The organism is Raineya sp., assembly GCF_053497555.1.
Map to the genome: position 1 here is coordinate 48982 of NZ_JBRCWE010000066.1, position 16019 is coordinate 65000.

The window sequence follows — 16019 nt, forward strand, 5'->3', positions numbered from 1 at the left end:
AATGCTTTCCAGATTGCCTCTAAACTTTTCAGAAAAAACAGACCGACAAATAGAACAGACTTACAAGAAATACCAAAACTCCAAAGTAAAGAAATTGGAGCAAGAAATAGCTACGCTTGTAGCCAAAGAAAAGGCTTTATTGCGAGAGTTATTGCCGCTGCAAGAAAAAATAGAAGCCAAGAAACAAGAAAAAATAAAGCTACAAAGAATTTTAGGACTCTTGTAAATCTTTAATCAATATTTTTCGCAAGTATGCCGCCAAAGAGATACCCATTTTTTGGGCTTTCTGTTTGGCTTTTTTCTTTAATTCGGGGGGAAGGTAAGTTTTTGCTTCTGCCATATCTATTTTGAAATTTTATTTTACTTTGGTTTTCAAATATAGTAAAAAAACACAAAAAACGCCCTAAAATCGTCCTAAAATAGGGCGTTTTTTTTGACAGGTATCTTGTTTTTAAGGAGTTTTTTGAAGTGTTTTGTAAAGTAAAAAAACACTCTTTAATAGATTTTAAGCGTACTTTTATGATAGACCTCATTTTGAATTATTTGCCTGATGATGTTCCTGCAATGCTTGAAAATTTCATTTCTCAAAAAGAAAAAGAAACGCAAGGGCAGTTGTTTGTGCAGGTATCTTACAAAAATATAAAAGTCAAAGCCCAATCAGAAAAGAACGTAGTGATAACTATATTTTGCAAGCAACCTGAAAAAGTTTTCCCTCTTTCAGATTACAACAACATTTTAGCTCAAACGCTTATTAAAAAAATCTTAGACGAACACAAAAAAAGTTTTCCCGCACAAATACGACTGCTCATCACTACCGTTTTAAGCACTATCAATATACAAAAAGAACTCAACAAGATTTTTGAAGGTATGGAAAACAAGCACAAGGGGGCGGTGCGTTTTGTATTGTACAACAAAGATGTAAATGGCAAAAAAATTACTTACATCAAAGAAATTTACCCGACTAATGAAGTAGAAAATCCTTTTGCACATTACTTTGAGCTACTTGTACGTAATGCCGATAAAATAGATTTAAGCCAAATTGTCAAATAATGATGAAACTTTTAGAAAGTGTTTGTAATGAGTTTGGAGTAAGTGAAGAGAAAATATACGCACCACACAAAAACATTGAAGCCCTAAATGCTCGTGGTGCGTACATTTACCTTCTGCGAGAAAAGCAAAAATTAAGCTATGGTAAAATAGCACAAATGGTTGGAATGAACAGCAGAGGCAATGTGTATAATGAATTTATCAAAGCCAAGTTCTTTTATGAAAGCAATTCATATCATTTCAAGGAAAAAATAGATAAAATTATGCAAGACAACGATGTTTTTGAAATGGACGAAAATCAGTTCAAAGCAAAAGAACTTGATGAAGTAGATACTACAGTTGCAGATGAAACGCCTGAACCGATTTCCGTAGAGCAAAGTCCGCTCTCCGAGCCAGTGATAGAACGAAACATAGACACGATTTTACGCCCACAACCACAGCCCCAGAGCGAAACCGATTTCATCAAGGAACTTGACGACTATCATCAATTTGAGTTAGAGCAAGACCGAGAAAATCCCGATACCATTCCCGAAGTAAATTTTAAGACCACAGGAAGCGATAATCCTGATGAGGTTTCCGTACAAATGGACGAGGACACGGCAAATTTTTCTACCGATAGCATTCTGAATCTGGTAGAATTTGGCAGTGTAGAACTTGCTTGTTATTACGCTCAAATAAATGAGCGTGAAGTAAGGGAAATGGAGAGAGACGGCGAAGTACCTCCCAAAAGTACCGAAATCACCAAAGAAGCAAACGAAAATAGCCGAAACAAATTAGAGGAAACAGCCTCCAAGAAAATAAAGCTACTGCAAGAGCCACTAAAAAAGGTACTCAAAAAACGGAGTGTTTCGGTAAGCCCTGAAAGTGCTTTGGTACTTGCCTTTTTGATGTTTGCTTTCTCAATGTTTATGACTGCCCGAAGCATAAGAAAAGACAACGAGTATTTTTTGGAAAAACTCAGAAAAATGAATACTGAACTGAAAAACTGAAAAAAGAGTAAGCAATGACAATAGAGCAGATTACCGCCCCAAAACAGCCAAACCTATCTTGCAGGATAGAATTGACTTACAAGGAAGTAAGAGCCATTTTACAGGCATTGGTGAGAACAGATGCCAAAGGCGAGGAGTTGGAAATTGTAATGGAACTACAAGATAAATTAGCTGATTTTTTACAAAATGCAAAAGTGCCAAATCAATCTGTAATTGTAGAATATGCCCAAAAAGTTTTAGAAAATATACTTTTTTTGGAGGAATTAGTAGAACACGTTGTAGTTTGTTTGAGAAAAAACTTTGTCTATGACAAAAAAGTAAAAAAATGGGTAATTACAAACAAATCAAAGATAAAACAGCTTCAACTCAAAAATGAAGATTTGCTTTATACGGATTTTGAGGTAATGATGTATTTTTTTAATGTGTATAAACGCAATGAATTGTTAGACGAATGAAAAAGTTTTACACCCTTGAAATAGAGCTTTGGAATGAAAGCAGAGATGCCAGGGAAGAAGCTCAAAGGATACTCAATCAAGAACCCATAGATAAAACCAATTTACTACTTGCCACACACCGAAAAGGTGTAATAGCCTTTATGGAGAGCCTAAGCTATCCCTTTATCGCAATGGCGTACAAAACTTTTTGCAAATATCTCAAAAAGCAGAAAAAAGTCTTGCTCGTGCCTGTAATTACGCTTGTAGTTGAGGCAAACAAAGATACCGAACCTGAAAATTTTGTAAAGCTCCAAAAAGAATTAGAAGCCGATACAAATTTGTTTCACAGATTTATGTTTTACGTGAATGATGAAGGTATAGAAAAAGAAGCAGATTTATGCAAAAACGAGAGCCAATGATAATGATAGCCGTAGGCACAAAAGGCGTGGGTAAGACCTTCACCACCCGCAAAGAAATTGCCTACCAAGTTATTCACAACAAACGTAAAGTGCTTATCTACGATGCGTCCTTGGACCCAGAACTTAAAAACTACAAAACGCTTCCCAAGCAATACATTTCCAAGTTTGCCAAAAGCCGAAAACCTGAAATTCGCCGTGTGCTTGCCCTTGATGAGTACGGCAGAGAACTCCCCACAGACAGCAAATTAGAACTACTCAAATACATTTTAGAAAACTTCCGAAATGGCATTTTGGTCTTAGAGGACTTTAACAAGTACGTAACCAATCCCAACGAATTGCAAGAGCTTATCGGAGTTATCACTACGAACCGACACCGAAACTTAGATATTATTTTTCATTATCAAAGTTTGAGAGCCGTTACAACCCGAATGTTTCAGAATACACGTTGTTTTCGTGTGCATAAAGATTTGGAAAGCCCTGATACTTTCAAAGAACGTCTTTCGGATAAATACGAACTTTTCAAACTTGCTTATTTAATCGTAGATAATGAGTACAGAAAAGGTACGCCACAGGGTAAAAGGTTTTATTTGTACGTACTTACAGACGATTTCAAAATACTTGGAGCAAGCGAAGAGCAATTTGCCCAAGCCTGTCAGAAATACCTTTGGGCAAATAGAACTTTACTCAAACGTATCAAAGAAGAGCAAAACATCTCTACCGAACAAGAAGCTATTGATTTTTTTATTCAGGATAGGAAGAGTTTGTATTTGAAGTAAGATTTTAATTTTATGAGCAATATTGAGAACTCGTGCAGAATTTGAGCCTTTGAGTTTTTTCAAAGGCTTTTTTCTTGTTTTTAGCTTATTTTATACAGAACACTTAAACGTTTGAAAAACAAGCGTTTATTTTATCAAAAAAAACACTTTGGAAATTAAAGTGTTTTTTGTAACCCTTGTTTTGTTTTGTGCAAGAACATTTTTTTATTCACATCTTGCAGTCGTCAAAAAAGTTTTAGCTAAAACAATAAAACAATGAATTGGAAGGATTTACTTTTGATTTTTTTGGTGGTACTGGCAGCTATTGTTGCTCACGAACAAGGTATAAAACCATTGTTATCCAAAAAATCTGAATCTGAAAAAGCTGAATAGACAAGTTTTGCGGTGCAATCCCCAAGCACATAAAAAAAATGGGTGTAGCAAAACAAGGACGAAGCCAAGTCCTAAATAAGAGTGGCGTTTTCAAAACATTCCAAAAAAACTATAAACAACTATAACTATGTTTCTTAACAAAAAGACAGCATTAGAAGAGCTTGAAAAAGAAGCCGAACAAATGTTTTTGAACTATGACGGCGGAGATGGCTATGATGATAGCTATGACGAAGAGTTTGACGACTACGATGAGGACTATGACGATGAACTCTATGACTATGACGAGGACTATGACGAGGAATACGCTGGTGTGCCTATGGGCAAATTAGGCGTATCGGATAGAACCCTTGCTATTGTCGTGGAAAATACAAACGCAACGCCCACAGCCGTTAATTTGTTTGGTGCGTTCAAAAACCTTTCTGTTGCGGGTTTTGGTATTCCTGCGGGTGTCAATGTTACCGTGCCTGATAGCTCTTACGCACAGGTGCTAAATGAGATTGCGTCTGCACCTATGCACATCAAAGGCATCAAGATGATTGTTACCAACGCAATTCAGTTCAACTACACATTGCAATTTGTGAAGAAAGAGGCAACAGGAAGCGAAGAGAGAGACCCTCTGCAACCTGCACGCTACCTTTCTGCTTTGCAAAATCAAGGTACAATCGTAGAAATGCCCGGTATCAGGTTTCCACTTGACGGGAAAGTAGAATTGCAAAGTACTTTCCACAACGGCGTAACTACACAATTTATTTTCTCGGTTGTTAGCAAAGTGGATTTGGCACGTGTGGCACAAGGCAAGTCTGTTATCCGAACCTCCACTGCTCGTCGTCGCAGACCACGCCGCAAAAAGTAGTTTCTTTTTGAAAAGCTCTTAAAGCCAGCAGCAGCAAACGCTGTTGGCTTTTTTTCTAAAAAAACAAGGTATGAAACGCATTGCACAATCCTATCACCACAAGCCCAAACATCTATTGCCTTTGGTTAGCTACATAGCTAAACGCAACGAAAATGAATTGATTGACTTTCTTGAAAAAAAGAAAGTCAATACTGGCGTAGATACCAAAGATGTGATAGACGCCACGGCATTTTACGTAGCTAAGGAGCAAAGAAAAGGGAATTTTAGAAAAGCAATCAAGGAACTGTACAACTTGCACCCAGACAAGGAAGCTATTTTAGAGCTTTTTAGCAAGCAAAATAGCTTTGAGGGCAAAGAAGTATCTGTAAAAGAAGAGAAGAATGAAAAAACTAATTTTTTCAAAACGCCTTTGTTTCGCTTACTTGTGGTGGTTATAGTAATTTTTGTATTGATTGTAATAGTTTCAAAAATAGGAGATTAGTATGGCGGCACAAGCAATAGCAGGAGCAATCGGACAGATAGCAGGCGTAGCGGGAAAATTTGCAGAAGCAAAAAATACACGTCTGCAAGGTACTCTTGCAGATAAACAAGGGTTTCAAGATACACAAAGCAGGCTTTTGCAATTACGCCAGCAACGTGAAGCACAAAGGCAACAACTTATACAAGAACAGCAAAGAACCCGCCGAACTACAATCATAGTAATTTCGGTAGTTTTAGGATTGCTTTTGATTTCAACGATTATATTTTTCGCACTTAAAAACAAAAAACAATGATTTTGGATAGCGATAGTGTAGAATTATTTGGAGGCAAGAAAAGAGCCTCTAAACAGGAACGAAAAGCCACTCGTAAGCAGATACGCAAGGAAAGAAGTGAAGCTCGCAAGCAGGCTAAACAACTTCGTAAAGAAGGTAAAAGAGCAGAAGCCAAAGCAGTGCGAAAGGCATTTAGACAAAAAGCCAAAAGTCTTCGCCGTGAAAAAGGTATGGGGCTTTTAGGACTTGGAAAATCTATTTTGCCTCGTAAAAAGCAAACCGCAAACAGCGATAGCCAAATGTCTGCCAATGCACAAGAAAATGCCCAAGAAATTGATGAGGCAGTTGCAAGCAACAACAGCGGACAAGATACTACCCAATTGAGCGAACCTCGCGTTGCTATAACAAATAGTGCAAATTCGGGTGGGGGCTTCTCTACATCAGCAGGCAATCAAACAGGCTCGCAAGATACAGGGCAAGACAGCTCGCAAGATGATGAAGGAACAGATGAAAATAACGGCGAAAAACCCAAGAAAAAATCCAAAAAATGGCTTTGGATTGGTGGAGGAATTGCTTTGCTTGTAATTGCTTTGGTTTTATTTTTTGTACTAAAAAACAAAGAGTAAAATGGTTTTTCAAGAAAGTTTTTTCGGAAAACGAGCCAAAGAGCGTAGAGAGCAAAGACGAGAGGCTCGTCGCCAGCGGCGAGAGCGTAGGCGTGAATTACGTATGCGAAAGAAAGAAGCAAAGGTGAAACGCTTAGAAACGCAAATAGAAAACCAGCAACTTGACAACCAAGCCAAGCAAGCCCAAGTAAATATGACTTCACGGCTTGCCGAAGCTGAAATTTCAGGGCAAGGGCAAAGTTTGGAGCAAAACAAATTACCAAATAATCCACAAAACAGAAATCAAACTATGTGGATTGTAGGCGGTGTACTCCTTTTGCTTGTTATCGGTGCAATTATATTTTTTGTAACCCAAAAAGATTAAAACAATGTTTGTAGAAGAAATTTTTTGCAACTGCCAAAATTACAGCGGTTGCACGTGTGGCGAAAATCAATTTTTCGCCTATACGGGTGGTGGTACTTTCCCAATGAAAAAGGGAGTACGGGGCGAACACGTAAGAGCTTTGCAAGTGGCATTAAATACCAAATTTAATACACCTGCTGCACTTCGTATTATTACGCCAACAGATTTTTGGGGCGATAAGACAGAGGCTTTAATGAGGTATCACGGCTTACCTTTGGAAATACCTAACGCACAGGTTCTACAACAAATTTTAGAAGGTAAAGTACCTAATACAAACACATCAGGCACAAATACTCCTACTGCTTCGGCAAATACTTGGAAAGATAGCTTAAAAGACCCTAATAAGGCACTTGGGCTTTTTGGTCAGCTGACTTCTGCTATCGGAAACTTGCGAAATAATAACCAAAACCAAGTGGTTCGCAATCAAGATTTAGAGTTTCGTTTAGGACAACAAGATTTTGGAGCAAGTGGCTTGCAAGCTGGTCAAGGCAATTTTGGTAATAATCCACAACAGCAAAGACGTTTGCCAGCGGCGGCTTGGATTGCCATTGTTTTGGTAGGTTTGCTATTTATTGGGCTTTTGGTTTTCAAATTGGCTAAATAATGCAAAGGTTTTTGGTAAAAACGGAAGATAAGCCTTGTAAAATTCTTATTACATTGCAAGGTAACGACAATATTCGTTTTGTGGGCAGATGCCCTAAAACGAAAACGACTTATTTTTCCCGAAAAAAAGAAATCAACGGCGTAGAAACTTTGGAATTTCCATTGCCTATTGCTCCCAAAGTTTTAGAAATTATCATTGAAGGCAAATGTAAAGTAAAGAATTTGACAAAAAACGCTTTGCCAGAGCCTAAAATTACGCTCAAAAAAGAAACTTACGATTTTATCAAACACGTTTGCGAGTTTGCTAAAAACTTCAATACACTTGGCACAGGTATTTATACCGATGATAAGGGACGTTTCCCGATTGTGCTTTCCAAGCAGATACGCAATAGAGACACGGGACAAGTAATGAATACCCCTGCACGTGTAAGCCGTGCAACAGGGCAAATTGAAGTAAGCCAAGAGAAATTCAAGAAATACACCGTGCCAATGCGTGTATTTGTGCTTTTGCACGAAAGAAGCCATTACGAGTTACAAACCTCAAATGAGCTTGAATGTGATTTACAGGCTTTGCAGTGGTATCTTGGTTTGGGTTTCCCGCAGACAGAGGCAATTTATGCCAACACAAAGATTTTTTCAGGCAATAATCCTGAACATTTAGACCGAGCCGAGCAACTTGTAGATTATATCAAGCATTACAATTATGCTACGGCAAGCTATGACAATGGTTTTTGTGGGGTATGTCAGTAAAGAATTATGCTAAAAAAATGGATAGATATTACGACCAAATACCAAAAAGAGATACTGATTTTTTTGGTATTTTTTGTATTGGTGCTTTTGGTGGCAAGCCGAAAACGCAAAAGAAAACCTAATTGGTTACGTCCTGCTTATCCTGTTACCAGCCCTTTTATGCCACCCCACCGACCTAATCACAACGGCGTAGATTATGGCGGGGCAAAAGGTTCGCCTATTTTGGCAATAGAAAAAGGTAAAGTAATTGAAGCAAAAACGGGGTGTATTGAGGGGCAACTACACTGCAACGGACAAAGAGGGAATTATGTACGCATAGACCACGAAAACGGCTACAAAAGCGTGTATTTGCATTTAGATACGATTTTGGTAAAAGAGGGTCAAAGAGTAAAACGAGGGCAAAAAATTGGTACAATGGGCAATACAGGCTATTCCACAGGAACGCATTTGCATTTGTCTGTTACCCAAAATGGGCAATACATAGACCCTGAAAAGTTGTTTAATTCCTGAAAAAAGGCTATTTTTGAGTAAAAAATTTGCAGTATGGCAGTAGAAAAAAATCCAATAGAGGAAGCCAAAAGATATGTAGCCAATGCCAAAGCTATTTTAGCTGAAAAAGCTAAAATAGAAGGTAAATACTACAACGACCCCAAGTATGTACGTATGGCGGGCAATACGTTATGGAATGGCGTTCTAATTGCTTTGGAAGCCGTTTGAATGTTGATATTGTAAAAACTGCTTTTCAGGAAGCAAAAGAAATAATTGATTGGTGTGAGATAAAATACAATCCAAATGGCAAGTTTTGAAAAATACTACCCTCGCCTCAAAAAATGGGAAGGCGGGTATGCTGTTTTAGCAGGGGACGCAGGGGGCTGTACTAATCACGGTATAGCCTTTAATTTTAATAAACACCTTATCAAAGACTACAACCAAGACGGCAAAGTAGATTGCGAAGATGTACGACTGATGCCTTTGGAGGACGCCAAACGCATTACCAAAACGCAATACTGGGATAAGTTTCTTGCCGATAGGATACGCACCCAAGAAATTGCCGAAATGCTTGTAGATTGGGGTTACAATGCAGGTATTGGCACGGCAACTCGTGAGCTACAAAAAATATTAGGCTTACCCCAAGACGGCATATTTACCGAAAAAACCTTGAAAGCTGTTAATTCTGCCAACCAAAAAAAACTTTATGAGGATTTGTTTCGGGCAAGGGAAGCCTTTTACAAACGATTAGGGCAAAGTATGCCTCAATTTTTGCAAGGTTGGCTCAATAGACTTTATGATTTTCCTGATAAAATTAGTTTCAGAGCCAAAATAGGTATTTTAGCAATAGTTTTACTTTTGTTTTTGGCGGTAATGTTGTACCTTTACCGAAAAGAAATCATAATTTTTTATAGACAATCGCTTGAAAAATTAAAAAATGCAGGTAGTTAGTTTTCAAGTACCGAGACTGTATGAGGACATCCCTTTGCAGATTGGAGGAACAGCTCAAAATCCTCTATCCGTAGAATTTTGGGTACCTTATAGCCAAGAAGAGAAAAAATTAGTTGAAAAGACAATTACTCTCTATGCCAATGAAACTCTTATGCAGTTTTGGGGTATAGACGATAACTCGCCCGCTCCGCCTACACTCAACGGCACTGGACGTGGTTCAGGACTTATTACTCCAATTGATTTACCCGTGATACACGCTGAATTGAGTGCTGTTTATGGTTATCCTGCTTGGCTACATATAAAACTGGCAGATTTCTTGCTCTACGATATGGAGCTAAAAAATCAAAATTTTTTGCATTATTCCGTGCCATTGCTTGACGATTTGACCAAAAAACTTTCTGAATTTAACGAAGCTATCAGAAAGGGTATTATTGTTGAAAAAATTATCATTGATTTTCAAGGCTCAAATTTTGAGGACATTTTTAAATCCTCACTTAAATACGTAAGACAAGAAACTGGCTACAAAACAGAAAAATATTATCCACTAAACCAATATTTTAGTTCTGACCAAAACTTAAAACGCATAGAAATTCCTCTTGAAAATGAAATTGCTTACAATAGCTATTTTGAGTTTAATTTCTTTGGCGACAAAAGTGTAGATTTTTCCCATATTGATGGGCTGAAAATAAATAATCAACAACTTATTTGGTTAGGCTTAATGCACCCCGTTGTATATGCTCCGTGGTATAGACTGTTTGATTATGGTGCTTTAGTTTATCCTCCCGATACTTGTGCAATTACTTTACATTACAAGGCAAAAGAAGTGAAAGTATTTTTTCCACAAAAAAAACCTAAACCCACGCTCACGCCTGAACCTGAACCCGAGCCACAAACTCAGCCTATTCCTACCAAAAAAACACAAGGACAAAAGCAAGAGCCGTTTCATTGGCTTTGGGCTGTTTTGTTGTTTGTAATTCTGCTTATTACCCTACAAAAAGCCTCTCAATAAGCATTTCGTAGAAACACCTAAACGCCTGAAAAACAGGTGTTTATTTTTTCAAAAAACACTTTGAAAATTAAAGTGTTTTTTGAAACCTCTTTGCTGTTTTATGAGAGAACGCTTTTCGTATTGTATGTTGCAAGAAAAATAATTTGTTATGCGAGGAGTAAAAATCAGCAAAGAAACAGCCGAAGAAGTACGCAAAGTCTTGGCTAAAGCTCGTGCCGAACAAAAAGCCAATTATGCTAAAATAAAAGCTACCAAAAAAGAAACCACAAAGGCTTCAGATAAAAAAGGTACAGCCGAAAATCCTTTGAAATTGAAGGAATATCTCAAAAAACAAGGTATAAAAGCAAAAGGCAAAAGTAAAAAGTAATGCAAACGCCCAATATACAAAGCAGTTCTCAATATTGGATAGATTGGCATAAGTGGCTGAAAAAGGAAATCGGTAAGTCGGGTGCTAATGATACCTTTATGCGTGCTTGGGTGCAAGTAGGGCAACAAAGCAACGCAAACGATGATACTTTGCGTGCTTACGCCAAAACACAAGGAATGAGCATTGAAGGAGAGTATGGTTTGCTTTCACAAGCTACCGATACTTGGCAAAGTGTAAATACGGGAGCTAAAAAAATTGGAAGTAGTTTCAATCTGGGTGTAATTCTACTGATTTTGATACTTGTAGGGGCAGTATATTTTTTATTCTTAAAAGACTGATGAGAGCGATTATTATACTTTTGGCAATTTTGGTAGGTGCGGTGGTACTCATACGCTCCACACAAAAACAAAAACCAAAACCGCAAGAGGAAAACTTTTCGGGCTTGGTAGATGGTGCAACCAGTGTGGCAAGTTCGCTTACAATTCTTGTGTTTGTGGTGGTAGGCGTGATTATCGTAGTGGCTTTGGTGCTTGTAAAGAAAACTACTGAAAACCCTGACCGAGCCTTTGAGGTGGCAGGAAAGGGGGCTGATTTGTATTCAAAAATTAAGCGTGCTTAAAATGGAAGATACCCTAAAAACATTGCAAATAGTTCATTTCGGTTTGGGAATATTAAGTTTCCTACTGATTATTTACCTTAATTACAGACGTTTAGAAGAAGTAGAAAATGGAAAACAAAACTAAAATACTCATTTTTGTTGCTGTATTGGCGGTAATTATTATTGCTTATGTGATGTATGATAAGCAAAAGAAAGCCAAGAAAAAAGCTGAAATAGATGCTCAAATTGGCAGTGGAGCATCAACGACGGTAGCGGGTGCGGCAACGGCAAATGTTGCTCCCGATGACGGCTACGACCCCGCCGCAGATGTACAAGCACTTTTGAAAACACGTGGCTATTGGCTTACCCCCGATGACCCCAAAGAAGCTATACGAATTATATCCAGTCTTGGCACGAAAGCAAGACTTGCAAAACTTAGACAAGAGTTCTACAAAGTAAAAGGACAAGATTTAGAAACATTCCTCATTGCAGGTTGGGACCCTATCATAGATAAGGAACATTTACCTGCTTATCGTTCAGCCATCAACAACTTAAAATAAAGCAAAAATGGAAAACAAGAAAATAATAATTGGAGGTATTCTGGGTATTGGCTTATTGATAGCCCTGATATGGTTTTTATTTTTTAGAAAAGGAAAATCGGGGCAAAGTGTAGTTGCAGGCATATTGCCCAATAACAATAATCCTAACAGACAACAAAATACAAACCAACAACCACAAAAACAGCAAGTTGTGTATGTAAATAGTGGTTCAACTTCTACATTTCCTTTAAGGCAAGGCAGTAGAGGGCAAGAAGTAAGGGTATTGCAAGAAGCTCTCAATAAAGCAGGCTATAATGTAGGTACTGCCGATGGTGTGTGGGGAGCAAGAACTCAAGCCGAATTTGCAAAAGCATTCCCTAATAAATTAGGTGTTAATGATTTGAAAGATTTGGAGGAAATTCTTGCAAAATTATCAGGAAAATCACCACAGACGCAAACCCAAACCCAGACTTCTCAGCAAAAGCCAAAAATGTACGAAATTGGTTTTGATAGCAATTTAGCTAATAAAAGAGCAACGGTTGTGTCGCCAAGGGTATTTGTGAAACGAAACCCAGTTACAGAGCCAAAGACGTACATAGGTGGGGTATATTATGAAAGTGGTGAAAGAATTACACTGACAGGAAGGTTAGTTGTTACGCCGAAAGATGATGGTACAGGGCAAGTTACTTGGGTTGAATTTGAAAGACACAATAATAACGGATTAGCTTGGATTAACAGGGAAATGATTTCCTATTAAGATATGGAACTCACACGAACACACAAGATTATTTTGGCAGTAGTAGGAATATTGCTACTTGTAGGACTTGGATTTTGGATTTTTAAGCCTAAAAAGAAGCAAGAAGAGAGCGAAAATTATTTAGGTGATGAAGCTCTGCTTATTGCAAGTCAAGTAGATGAAATGAACTACACACTTGCTCAAAAGCTCAATAATTTGGAGCAAAAGCAAGAAGAGGCTAAACTACAAGAAAAGCCCGATGATAGCTTTCCTTTGCGTATGGGAAGCGTAGGCAAGCGGGTAGAGCAGTTACAAGCCTTTTTGGTACGAAAATTTGGAGCGAATGTAATTGCGAATGGCATTTGGGACGAAAAAACACAAATAGCCGTAGAAAAGCATTTGAAGCAAAAAGAAATCTCTCAAAATGTTTTTGAAGCATACAATTTAGGATTATCAAAACTTCAATTTTTAAATAAAAACTCAAAAATCGTATGGAAAACAAAGGATTTTGGATTGGTGGTATAGTGCTTGCCCTCGTGGTAGGAATTGTTTTAGGTATAATTTGGCAAAAGCAAAAAGACAAAAAAGCCAAAGCCAAAACACAGGCACAAACGAAGCCTTCTACCACAACTCAGCCACAACAGCCACCTATTAAAGCTACCGTACAGCCACAAGAGCCGAATGACAAACCTGATACAAGTGTAATAAAAACGGCTTAACTATGAATAACCAGAACCAACAAAACCCCGATAATTTGCCTTTATTGGATAGACTTATCGGGGCTGATGGATTGAAAACAGACATTCGGGTACGTATCAATATTCCCGATGATTTTTATATCAAGTTTGGAGCTACGATTTTGCTCGTGGGTACGCTATTTTTTATTGCGTACTTTTCTATAAAAGTTATTGCTGAATAGTGGTTTATGCAAGAGTTTTTTGTCAATATAAAGTCTTTTCCAAACGGCACTGGCACGCAAGTAGTAGAAGAAGGGTGGCTGTATGGGAGTGTGTATAACAAAGGCAAAAGCGATATTACTATGCTTTTAGACGGCGAGACGATAAATCTTGCCAGCGGCACAATATACAATTTTGAGTTTTTGGGAAAGCCTTATATGCAACTCACTATCAAAGCAGGCTCAAACACGTTTGACGCAGTTTTTCATTATTGATTTTTATGGGATACATAAAAACAAATGGAGTAGTAGATTGGGGACAAATAGTTAATATCCCTAACAACATAGCTTACTTGCCCACTTTTGAATATTGGCAAGATTTAAGCTTTACTACTTTAATTGGTTATACAGAAGAGTTTTCAATAGTTATCAATCCGAATGAAGTTGTAAGCTATGAACTTGACTTGCTTGGAAGGAAACAAGGAACAAATGAGATATGGAGTGCAAAATATGTCAATGCTGTTGTAAATAATGCAGGCATACTTACACAAATAGGACTTTCGCAGAATTTCTTGAGAGAGAATTTTGTAAATAACCCTTCTGTTTTAGCAAATAACTCTGGCTTCACACACAGAATTTTTGTAGGTAGTAGTGTTATGCAAGCTATTAACTGGATTGGCAAAATACGGATTTTCAAAACAACATTACCGTAATGGCAGACTTACGAGCATTGATAGAGTTTATTGTGGCGATAGTTTCGGCTTACTTTCTCATCAAGATTGAGAATGTAAAGCAACAGAAAGATATTGCTACGCTTCAAAGTCGTGTGGATAGGCTGGAACAAAAACAAAACGAGGAAATCAGGGAAATACACGGCTTTATCCGTGAAATTCGGGATATGATACAAGAACTTGAAATTAAGATTTTGCAGAAAGATAGACGTACCGAACATTAAAAACGCTATAACTATGAATTTTCGTTTTCAGAATTTTTGGAAAGATTTTGGGCTGACGTTGGTGGGCATTTTCATAAGCAGTCTTGTAATTTTGGTTACTTTGGGCTTGATGTGGAAAGGCAAACTTACCGCCGAGCAAGCAACAACTTTTCTTAGTGTAATTACACCTGCAATTATCACCATTTACGGGCTTGCAGGGAGAGAAAATAAACCTAATAATTATGAAAACTCAAACGGCTCAAACGGCAAAACAGGATAAGCGTTTGCAAGAACGTACAGACGCTTTTGCACAACAAAGAAGCAAAGAGTATCCACAAGTAAAAAGCTATGTTCGGGACGCTGTTTAGACTTTCGGCTTATTTATTGCCTTTTGCGGTAGGAATTTTTGCAGGCTACTTTGCGAAAGAGCAGTTTTTTACAAAACCTTGCCCCGCTTGTGTGTGTCCTGAATGCCCGCCTTCAAATATTACGTATTTGGTTATCAATAACGAAAAACTGAAAGTAAAGGGTAACGGCTCATTAGATTTGACCAATATTTTGAAAGATAATCAAATCAAGCAAGAAAACAAGGAACTGAACGAAAAGGACACCTTAAAACAAAAACCTGAACGTAAAGGATTTTTCAAACGAATTTTCGGTAAAAAGTAGAACTTATATGGCAGAATTTGAACCTTTTTTTCCGCATATACTTCGTTGGGAGGGTGGTTATGCAGATTACAAAGAAGACCCAGGTGGTTGCACCAAGTACGGCATAACTATCCACACGTGGAAAACTTTTGGTTATGATAAAAACGGCGATGGTATCATCACTTGCGAGGACGTAAAACGCATTACCGAAAAGGACGCTGAAGCGATTTATGAGCGTCAGTTTTGGTACGCAAACAATATGCACCTTGTAGAAAACCAAAAACTTGCCGAACTGATATGCGATTGGTGTATCAATAGCGGTGCAGGTGTTGCGATTGTGCGGGTGCAAAGGATACTGAACGAACTTGGGGAAAAATTAGCCACTGACGGCGTTTGTGGTATCCTTACCATTACGGCTATCAATAGGCACGCCAAAGAGCTTTACAGAAGGCTTTGGAAGGCAAGAGAGATATTTTACTACGATATTACCAAGCGAAACCCCGCTTTTCGGATTTTCTTGCAAGGTTGGCTCAATAGGCTCAATAGCTTTCCGAAAGAAATTTAAGATTTTAGGGTTTTAGAGTGTTTTTTTTCATATTTGTTTCTAGGCTTAAATTTGCCTTTACAACCCCTGCCCACTGGGCGGGGTGTTGTGTATATAACAAAAGCCTCGTAAGAGGCTTTTTGGCTTAATTTACAAATGTAAACTTTTTCAGCTCTTGTACTTTTTTGCTATTTACAAATGTAAATTCATTGTTTTACAGAAACTTACAATAAATTTGATTTACCTTTCTATATTTCAGGGGCGTTTTTGAGGATTTGGCTTTTC

At 37.9% G+C, this 16019-nt stretch carries 34 protein-coding genes; 33 read left to right on the top strand and 1 reads right to left on the bottom strand.

Features of this window, described 5'->3' with window-relative positions; genetic code table 11:
* The first annotated feature begins 1 nt into the window (after position 1).
* Positions 2-226 carry a hypothetical protein gene (locus tag ACWITO_RS08830; RefSeq protein WP_448529631.1) on the top strand — a complete coding sequence of 75 codons (225 nt, stop codon included), beginning with the start codon at positions 2-4 and terminating at the stop codon, positions 224-226.
* On the opposite strand, the gene ACWITO_RS08835 is transcribed toward ACWITO_RS08830, so the two are convergent.
* Positions 212-340 carry a hypothetical protein gene (locus ACWITO_RS08835; RefSeq protein ID WP_448529632.1) on the bottom strand — a complete coding sequence of 43 codons (129 nt, stop codon included), beginning with the start codon at positions 338-340 and terminating at the stop codon, positions 212-214. The genes ACWITO_RS08830 and ACWITO_RS08835 overlap by 15 nt on opposite strands.
* Before the next feature lie 179 nt (positions 341-519).
* Between ACWITO_RS08835 and ACWITO_RS08840 the strand changes: the two genes are divergently transcribed.
* From ACWITO_RS08840 to ACWITO_RS08995, 32 genes are all read left to right on the top strand, one after another.
* Positions 520-1050, top strand: a complete 531-nt coding sequence (locus ACWITO_RS08840) for a hypothetical protein (RefSeq protein ID WP_448529633.1) — start codon at positions 520-522, stop codon at positions 1048-1050.
* Positions 1050-2036, top strand: a complete 987-nt coding sequence (locus tag ACWITO_RS08845; protein WP_448529634.1) for a helix-turn-helix domain-containing protein — start codon at positions 1050-1052, stop codon at positions 2034-2036. Before ACWITO_RS08840 ends, ACWITO_RS08845 begins: the two co-directional genes overlap by 1 nt.
* A gap of 14 nt (positions 2037-2050) precedes the next feature.
* The gene (locus ACWITO_RS08850; RefSeq protein ID WP_448529635.1) at positions 2051-2491 is read left to right on the top strand and encodes a hypothetical protein; all 441 of its coding nucleotides are present in this window, start codon (positions 2051-2053) and stop codon (positions 2489-2491) included.
* The gene (locus tag ACWITO_RS08855) at positions 2488-2889 is read left to right on the top strand and encodes a hypothetical protein (protein WP_448529636.1); all 402 of its coding nucleotides are present in this window, start codon (positions 2488-2490) and stop codon (positions 2887-2889) included. The genes ACWITO_RS08850 and ACWITO_RS08855 overlap by 4 nt, the downstream gene beginning before the upstream one ends.
* Positions 2868-3665, top strand: a complete 798-nt coding sequence (locus ACWITO_RS08860; RefSeq protein ID WP_448529637.1) for a hypothetical protein — start codon at positions 2868-2870, stop codon at positions 3663-3665. The genes ACWITO_RS08855 and ACWITO_RS08860 overlap by 22 nt, the downstream gene beginning before the upstream one ends.
* 499 nt (positions 3666-4164) lie before the next feature.
* On the top strand, positions 4165-4890 hold the full coding sequence (locus ACWITO_RS08865) for a hypothetical protein (RefSeq protein ID WP_448529638.1): 726 nt from the start codon (positions 4165-4167) through the stop codon (positions 4888-4890).
* A 70-nt stretch (positions 4891-4960) separates the two neighbouring features.
* Positions 4961-5371 carry a hypothetical protein gene (locus ACWITO_RS08870; RefSeq protein WP_448529639.1) on the top strand — a complete coding sequence of 137 codons (411 nt, stop codon included), beginning with the start codon at positions 4961-4963 and terminating at the stop codon, positions 5369-5371.
* A gap of 1 nt (position 5372) precedes the next feature.
* Positions 5373-5663 carry a hypothetical protein gene (locus tag ACWITO_RS08875; protein ID WP_448529640.1) on the top strand — a complete coding sequence of 97 codons (291 nt, stop codon included), beginning with the start codon at positions 5373-5375 and terminating at the stop codon, positions 5661-5663.
* On the top strand, positions 5660-6268 hold the full coding sequence (locus ACWITO_RS08880) for a hypothetical protein (RefSeq protein ID WP_448529641.1): 609 nt from the start codon (positions 5660-5662) through the stop codon (positions 6266-6268). Before ACWITO_RS08875 ends, ACWITO_RS08880 begins: the two co-directional genes overlap by 4 nt.
* A gap of 1 nt (position 6269) precedes the next feature.
* Positions 6270-6632 carry a hypothetical protein gene (locus tag ACWITO_RS08885; RefSeq protein ID WP_448529642.1) on the top strand — a complete coding sequence of 121 codons (363 nt, stop codon included), beginning with the start codon at positions 6270-6272 and terminating at the stop codon, positions 6630-6632.
* 4 nt (positions 6633-6636) lie between these two features.
* Positions 6637-7275 (top strand): hypothetical protein, encoded by a 639-nt coding sequence (locus ACWITO_RS08890; protein WP_448529643.1) that lies wholly within the window; start codon positions 6637-6639, stop codon positions 7273-7275.
* A complete protein-coding gene (locus ACWITO_RS08895; RefSeq protein ID WP_448529644.1) occupies positions 7275-8024 on the top strand; it encodes a hypothetical protein in 750 nt (249 codons plus the stop codon). The genes ACWITO_RS08890 and ACWITO_RS08895 overlap by 1 nt, the downstream gene beginning before the upstream one ends.
* A gap of 6 nt (positions 8025-8030) precedes the next feature.
* Complete coding sequence (locus ACWITO_RS08900) at positions 8031-8534, top strand: M23 family metallopeptidase (protein ID WP_448529645.1); 504 nt, start codon at positions 8031-8033, stop codon at positions 8532-8534.
* A gap of 33 nt (positions 8535-8567) precedes the next feature.
* Positions 8568-8741, top strand: a complete 174-nt coding sequence (locus ACWITO_RS08905) for a DUF5618 family protein (RefSeq protein WP_448529646.1) — start codon at positions 8568-8570, stop codon at positions 8739-8741.
* A gap of 75 nt (positions 8742-8816) precedes the next feature.
* Positions 8817-9464, top strand: coding sequence for a glycoside hydrolase family 108 protein (locus ACWITO_RS08910; RefSeq protein ID WP_448529647.1), 648 nt, complete (start codon positions 8817-8819; stop codon positions 9462-9464).
* Positions 9451-10473, top strand: coding sequence for a hypothetical protein (locus ACWITO_RS08915; protein ID WP_448529648.1), 1023 nt, complete (start codon positions 9451-9453; stop codon positions 10471-10473). Before ACWITO_RS08910 ends, ACWITO_RS08915 begins: the two co-directional genes overlap by 14 nt.
* Positions 10474-10621: 148 nt before the next feature.
* Positions 10622-10840 carry a hypothetical protein gene (locus tag ACWITO_RS08920; protein WP_448529649.1) on the top strand — a complete coding sequence of 73 codons (219 nt, stop codon included), beginning with the start codon at positions 10622-10624 and terminating at the stop codon, positions 10838-10840.
* On the top strand, positions 10840-11178 hold the full coding sequence (locus ACWITO_RS08925; protein WP_448529650.1) for a hypothetical protein: 339 nt from the start codon (positions 10840-10842) through the stop codon (positions 11176-11178). Before ACWITO_RS08920 ends, ACWITO_RS08925 begins: the two co-directional genes overlap by 1 nt.
* The gene (locus tag ACWITO_RS08930; RefSeq protein WP_448529651.1) at positions 11178-11459 is read left to right on the top strand and encodes a hypothetical protein; all 282 of its coding nucleotides are present in this window, start codon (positions 11178-11180) and stop codon (positions 11457-11459) included. The genes ACWITO_RS08925 and ACWITO_RS08930 overlap by 1 nt, the downstream gene beginning before the upstream one ends.
* 1 nt (position 11460) lies before the next feature.
* Positions 11461-11583, top strand: coding sequence for a hypothetical protein (locus tag ACWITO_RS08935; protein ID WP_448529652.1), 123 nt, complete (start codon positions 11461-11463; stop codon positions 11581-11583).
* Positions 11567-11998, top strand: coding sequence for a hypothetical protein (locus ACWITO_RS08940; RefSeq protein ID WP_448529653.1), 432 nt, complete (start codon positions 11567-11569; stop codon positions 11996-11998). The genes ACWITO_RS08935 and ACWITO_RS08940 overlap by 17 nt, the downstream gene beginning before the upstream one ends.
* A gap of 7 nt (positions 11999-12005) precedes the next feature.
* On the top strand, positions 12006-12734 hold the full coding sequence (locus tag ACWITO_RS08945) for a peptidoglycan-binding domain-containing protein (protein ID WP_448529654.1): 729 nt from the start codon (positions 12006-12008) through the stop codon (positions 12732-12734).
* A 3-nt stretch (positions 12735-12737) separates the two neighbouring features.
* The gene (locus ACWITO_RS08950; RefSeq protein ID WP_448529655.1) at positions 12738-13238 is read left to right on the top strand and encodes a hypothetical protein; all 501 of its coding nucleotides are present in this window, start codon (positions 12738-12740) and stop codon (positions 13236-13238) included.
* Entirely contained in the window at positions 13205-13432 is a 228-nt protein-coding gene (locus tag ACWITO_RS08955; protein WP_448529656.1) for a hypothetical protein, read from the top strand. The genes ACWITO_RS08950 and ACWITO_RS08955 overlap by 34 nt, the downstream gene beginning before the upstream one ends.
* A gap of 2 nt (positions 13433-13434) precedes the next feature.
* Positions 13435-13632, top strand: coding sequence for a hypothetical protein (locus ACWITO_RS08960; protein WP_448529657.1), 198 nt, complete (start codon positions 13435-13437; stop codon positions 13630-13632).
* A gap of 6 nt (positions 13633-13638) precedes the next feature.
* Entirely contained in the window at positions 13639-13884 is a 246-nt protein-coding gene (locus ACWITO_RS08965; protein ID WP_448529658.1) for a hypothetical protein, read from the top strand.
* Positions 13885-13889: 5 nt separating this feature from the next.
* On the top strand, positions 13890-14321 hold the full coding sequence (locus ACWITO_RS08970) for a hypothetical protein (protein WP_448529659.1): 432 nt from the start codon (positions 13890-13892) through the stop codon (positions 14319-14321).
* Positions 14321-14563: a hypothetical protein gene (locus ACWITO_RS08975; RefSeq protein WP_448529660.1), complete on the top strand. Its 243-nt coding sequence runs from the start codon at positions 14321-14323 to the stop codon at positions 14561-14563. Before ACWITO_RS08970 ends, ACWITO_RS08975 begins: the two co-directional genes overlap by 1 nt.
* Before the next feature lie 13 nt (positions 14564-14576).
* Positions 14577-14822, top strand: coding sequence for a hypothetical protein (locus ACWITO_RS08980; RefSeq protein WP_448529661.1), 246 nt, complete (start codon positions 14577-14579; stop codon positions 14820-14822).
* Positions 14785-14910: a hypothetical protein gene (locus ACWITO_RS08985; RefSeq protein WP_262502183.1), complete on the top strand. Its 126-nt coding sequence runs from the start codon at positions 14785-14787 to the stop codon at positions 14908-14910. The genes ACWITO_RS08980 and ACWITO_RS08985 overlap by 38 nt, the downstream gene beginning before the upstream one ends.
* The gene (locus tag ACWITO_RS08990) at positions 14891-15211 is read left to right on the top strand and encodes a hypothetical protein (protein ID WP_448529662.1); all 321 of its coding nucleotides are present in this window, start codon (positions 14891-14893) and stop codon (positions 15209-15211) included. Before ACWITO_RS08985 ends, ACWITO_RS08990 begins: the two co-directional genes overlap by 20 nt.
* A 7-nt stretch (positions 15212-15218) precedes the next feature.
* Positions 15219-15755, top strand: coding sequence for a glycoside hydrolase family 108 protein (locus ACWITO_RS08995; RefSeq protein ID WP_101359635.1), 537 nt, complete (start codon positions 15219-15221; stop codon positions 15753-15755).
* The last annotated feature ends 264 nt before the right edge of the window (positions 15756-16019 follow it).

Bases quoted from the DNA above. Each gene is read 5' to 3' on its own strand.
- ACWITO_RS08830 (WP_448529631.1), top strand. From the start codon at position 2: ATGCTTTCCAGATTGCCTCTAAACTTTTCAGAAAAAACAGACCGACAA.
- ACWITO_RS08835 (WP_448529632.1), bottom strand. From the start codon at position 340: ATGGCAGAAGCAAAAACTTACCTTCCCCCCGAATTAAAGAAAAAAGCC.
- ACWITO_RS08840 (WP_448529633.1), top strand. From the start codon at position 520: ATGATAGACCTCATTTTGAATTATTTGCCTGATGATGTTCCTGCAATG.
- ACWITO_RS08845 (WP_448529634.1), top strand. From the start codon at position 1,050: ATGATGAAACTTTTAGAAAGTGTTTGTAATGAGTTTGGAGTAAGTGAA.
- ACWITO_RS08850 (WP_448529635.1), top strand. From the start codon at position 2,051: ATGACAATAGAGCAGATTACCGCCCCAAAACAGCCAAACCTATCTTGC.
- ACWITO_RS08855 (WP_448529636.1), top strand. From the start codon at position 2,488: ATGAAAAAGTTTTACACCCTTGAAATAGAGCTTTGGAATGAAAGCAGA.
- ACWITO_RS08860 (WP_448529637.1), top strand. From the start codon at position 2,868: ATGCAAAAACGAGAGCCAATGATAATGATAGCCGTAGGCACAAAAGGC.
- ACWITO_RS08865 (WP_448529638.1), top strand. From the start codon at position 4,165: ATGTTTCTTAACAAAAAGACAGCATTAGAAGAGCTTGAAAAAGAAGCC.
- ACWITO_RS08870 (WP_448529639.1), top strand. From the start codon at position 4,961: ATGAAACGCATTGCACAATCCTATCACCACAAGCCCAAACATCTATTG.
- ACWITO_RS08875 (WP_448529640.1), top strand. From the start codon at position 5,373: ATGGCGGCACAAGCAATAGCAGGAGCAATCGGACAGATAGCAGGCGTA.
- ACWITO_RS08880 (WP_448529641.1), top strand. From the start codon at position 5,660: ATGATTTTGGATAGCGATAGTGTAGAATTATTTGGAGGCAAGAAAAGA.
- ACWITO_RS08885 (WP_448529642.1), top strand. From the start codon at position 6,270: ATGGTTTTTCAAGAAAGTTTTTTCGGAAAACGAGCCAAAGAGCGTAGA.
- ACWITO_RS08890 (WP_448529643.1), top strand. From the start codon at position 6,637: ATGTTTGTAGAAGAAATTTTTTGCAACTGCCAAAATTACAGCGGTTGC.
- ACWITO_RS08895 (WP_448529644.1), top strand. From the start codon at position 7,275: ATGCAAAGGTTTTTGGTAAAAACGGAAGATAAGCCTTGTAAAATTCTT.
- ACWITO_RS08900 (WP_448529645.1), top strand. From the start codon at position 8,031: ATGCTAAAAAAATGGATAGATATTACGACCAAATACCAAAAAGAGATA.
- ACWITO_RS08905 (WP_448529646.1), top strand. From the start codon at position 8,568: ATGGCAGTAGAAAAAAATCCAATAGAGGAAGCCAAAAGATATGTAGCC.
- ACWITO_RS08910 (WP_448529647.1), top strand. From the start codon at position 8,817: ATGGCAAGTTTTGAAAAATACTACCCTCGCCTCAAAAAATGGGAAGGC.
- ACWITO_RS08915 (WP_448529648.1), top strand. From the start codon at position 9,451: ATGCAGGTAGTTAGTTTTCAAGTACCGAGACTGTATGAGGACATCCCT.
- ACWITO_RS08920 (WP_448529649.1), top strand. From the start codon at position 10,622: ATGCGAGGAGTAAAAATCAGCAAAGAAACAGCCGAAGAAGTACGCAAA.
- ACWITO_RS08925 (WP_448529650.1), top strand. From the start codon at position 10,840: ATGCAAACGCCCAATATACAAAGCAGTTCTCAATATTGGATAGATTGG.
- ACWITO_RS08930 (WP_448529651.1), top strand. From the start codon at position 11,178: ATGAGAGCGATTATTATACTTTTGGCAATTTTGGTAGGTGCGGTGGTA.
- ACWITO_RS08935 (WP_448529652.1), top strand. From the start codon at position 11,461: ATGGAAGATACCCTAAAAACATTGCAAATAGTTCATTTCGGTTTGGGA.
- ACWITO_RS08940 (WP_448529653.1), top strand. From the start codon at position 11,567: ATGGAAAACAAAACTAAAATACTCATTTTTGTTGCTGTATTGGCGGTA.
- ACWITO_RS08945 (WP_448529654.1), top strand. From the start codon at position 12,006: ATGGAAAACAAGAAAATAATAATTGGAGGTATTCTGGGTATTGGCTTA.
- ACWITO_RS08950 (WP_448529655.1), top strand. From the start codon at position 12,738: ATGGAACTCACACGAACACACAAGATTATTTTGGCAGTAGTAGGAATA.
- ACWITO_RS08955 (WP_448529656.1), top strand. From the start codon at position 13,205: ATGGAAAACAAAGGATTTTGGATTGGTGGTATAGTGCTTGCCCTCGTG.
- ACWITO_RS08960 (WP_448529657.1), top strand. From the start codon at position 13,435: ATGAATAACCAGAACCAACAAAACCCCGATAATTTGCCTTTATTGGAT.
- ACWITO_RS08965 (WP_448529658.1), top strand. From the start codon at position 13,639: ATGCAAGAGTTTTTTGTCAATATAAAGTCTTTTCCAAACGGCACTGGC.
- ACWITO_RS08970 (WP_448529659.1), top strand. From the start codon at position 13,890: ATGGGATACATAAAAACAAATGGAGTAGTAGATTGGGGACAAATAGTT.
- ACWITO_RS08975 (WP_448529660.1), top strand. From the start codon at position 14,321: ATGGCAGACTTACGAGCATTGATAGAGTTTATTGTGGCGATAGTTTCG.
- ACWITO_RS08980 (WP_448529661.1), top strand. From the start codon at position 14,577: ATGAATTTTCGTTTTCAGAATTTTTGGAAAGATTTTGGGCTGACGTTG.
- ACWITO_RS08985 (WP_262502183.1), top strand. From the start codon at position 14,785: ATGAAAACTCAAACGGCTCAAACGGCAAAACAGGATAAGCGTTTGCAA.
- ACWITO_RS08990 (WP_448529662.1), top strand. From the start codon at position 14,891: ATGTTCGGGACGCTGTTTAGACTTTCGGCTTATTTATTGCCTTTTGCG.
- ACWITO_RS08995 (WP_101359635.1), top strand. From the start codon at position 15,219: ATGGCAGAATTTGAACCTTTTTTTCCGCATATACTTCGTTGGGAGGGT.